Source organism: Paenibacillus medicaginis (genome assembly GCF_042138635.1).
Lineage (GTDB): Bacteria > Bacillota > Bacilli > Paenibacillales > Paenibacillaceae > Paenibacillus > Paenibacillus medicaginis.
In genome coordinates this window covers 1-2,397 of record NZ_JBHIRY010000069.1, presented here as the reverse complement: position 1 = coordinate 2,397, position 2,397 = coordinate 1, and the positions used below count along the sequence as shown (strand labels likewise).

Annotated in this window: 2 protein-coding genes; one reads left to right on the top strand and one right to left on the bottom strand. The window is 47.5% G+C overall.

The window, feature by feature from the left end:
- Positions 1 to 242: 242 nt before the first annotated feature.
- Positions 243 to 890, bottom strand: a complete 648-nt coding sequence (locus ACE5LO_RS27640; protein WP_375523121.1) for a DUF6036 family nucleotidyltransferase — start codon at positions 888 to 890, stop codon at positions 243 to 245.
- Positions 891 to 1,384: 494 nt separating this feature from the next.
- On the opposite strand from ACE5LO_RS27640, the gene ACE5LO_RS27965 reads away from it, so the two are divergent.
- The coding region (locus ACE5LO_RS27965) for an alpha-helical endospore appendage domain-containing protein (RefSeq protein WP_511228002.1) at positions 1,385 to 2,397 on the top strand (1,013 nt) is incomplete at its 3' end.

Genomic DNA, 2,397 nt, shown 5'->3' with positions numbered 1-2,397 from the left:
GAAACTTCCGAGGCTTTTATTTTTGACGTAGTTACGTATTTCAACCTTGCAGTTAGCGAAACGGAACAACGGTGCTGGAAAGACGCATTTTGCGGGGGATTTCTGACCCTGTATTGGTCTGAGGCGGGGCATGGATAAGCCAAGCATATCGTTATGCGTGATCCTCCGGAACATGAAATTAACCCTGAATAAATTCAGGGTCCTTAAATGAATGAAGGTAGCAAAAGGCCATGGGATTCTTTTTAAAACAAATCCATACGCTGCCTATTTGCACTTGTTTCCTCAATCATCTTCTCATACACACCCTCATACCTCTTCACTAACCTTTGCATCTTCTCAAGCTCCTTTAAAGTTCCACGTTGATGCGCAGATTTATGAATGTATGACCAGTCAATATAAGGATACATACCAGATAAAAGCTTCAATACCCACTCTTTAGATTTACCATCGTTCGTAGCAACGTAAGAATCAAGTCTGTCCAAGATGATATCTTCGACACACATGACACAAACATACAAACCAGTTTCTTCTACTTGATACCGTAAAACTCTTTTAACATCACCAGAAAACTCTCCAGAAGGAAATTCTACATAAGAATTTATTTGTTTATGGAAACTGTCTTTACCCAATCGTGAATAGCCCAAACCTTCCAATACCTTATACGGAAAATCATCATAACTACTTAGCAGGTCTATATCTTCTGTAGCATATTGACCAGAACTATACGTGGCCACAACAAGACCACCAACAATTATAGGAGGTTCTCTGTCATTATCTAAAAACACTTGAGTTATGACGCTTGCAATAGCAAGTTTCCTTCGCCAAGAATCATTTATCTTACTTGCCTTCAACAATAAAGCCTTCAGTTCGTCTCGTACAGCGATCTCCATTTGTTCACCCACTCCTCAGGGGGTTTCGAGAAACAACTCATATCCACTTTGTCTTTTATAATTTGAATTTCTATAGCTAGGACAGCATCACGTTTTTCTTCATCCCTCGGTCGTGTGTCTGGCTCAGATGGAATAACGGAGTCTCTCATGAAAAACCTGCGACGGTCCTCACTTTTTGCCAAGAGTTCATTCAGAGATTGCATGCGCCTGCCCTCCTTAGATTCATCCCTAAAACACAACTTTATCATACCATAGAACGAATGTTCTTCATATAATCTCATGATGATCCTTCATGAGGCTGGCTTTTTTGAATTTCCAAGATCATGATCCATACCATCGCATGTTGAAGCACAGATAGATTACTCGGATACATAATGGAAGGATAGTGTATCGCACATTTTGCTATCGTGTGGTTGAAAATGGATGAATGCCATTACACTACAGCGCGGGGGGTGAATATATTGCATTATCAAAACTGAAGGGAGAGAAAACATTTGTCTCAATCGAATCTGCCAAACATAACGCCTACCATCACGGTGAGTAGAGATGATGCGATATCCTTAATTATCTCATCCATAGCGATGGAGGAACTGGGGCTTAGCCATATCCTGAATGCTGAAGGGGAGAAACTGCAGTTTGTATTAGGTACTCTGCCGGGGGTAACAGCCCCGATAGCGACGATCAGTGATTTGTTGAATGTCAATGACAGCATTCGGCAAACTTTGCGAGAAGTTGCGAATAAGGAATGGGTACTGAACAACAAACTGGAACTGGCCTTGAGTGCAACTAATCTTGTGGGTCCAACGGGGGCAACCGGACCAACCGGTCCATCGGGAGGACCAGTGGGACCAACCGGTGCCACAGGAGCGACCGGAGCAGCCGGAGCGGCAGGTGCCACAGGAGCAACAGGAATAGGAGTAACAGGTCCAACCGGAGCCACCGGAGACCCGGGAGCCACCGGAGTCACCGGAGCCACGGGAGTCGGAGTAACAGGTCCCACCGGGGCAACCGGAGCGGGCGGAACAACAGGAGCGACAGGAGTTAGTGGGGCAACGGGAGCTAGCGGAGCAACAGGAGCGAGTGGAGCAACAGGAGCGAGTGGAGCAACAGGAGCGAGCGGGGCCACGGGAGCCACCGGAGACCCAGGAGCTACCGGAGCCACCGGAGCAACGGGAATCGGATTAACCGGGGCCACGGGCCTGACGGGTTTAACTGGAGCCACGGGTCTGACTGGTTTGACGGGAGCCACGGGTCTGACGGGCTTGACAGGAGTAACAGGCCTGACCGGCTTGACGGGAGTAACAGGTCTGACTGGCTTGACGGGAGTAACAGGTCTGACTGGCTTGACGGGAGTAACAGGCCTGACTGGTTTGACAGGAGTAACGGGTCTGACTGGTTTGACAGGAGTAACGGGTCTGACTGGTTTGACAGGAGTAACGGGTCTGACTGGTTTGACAGGAGTAACGGGTCTGACTGGTTTGACAGGAGTAACGGGTCTGACTGGTTT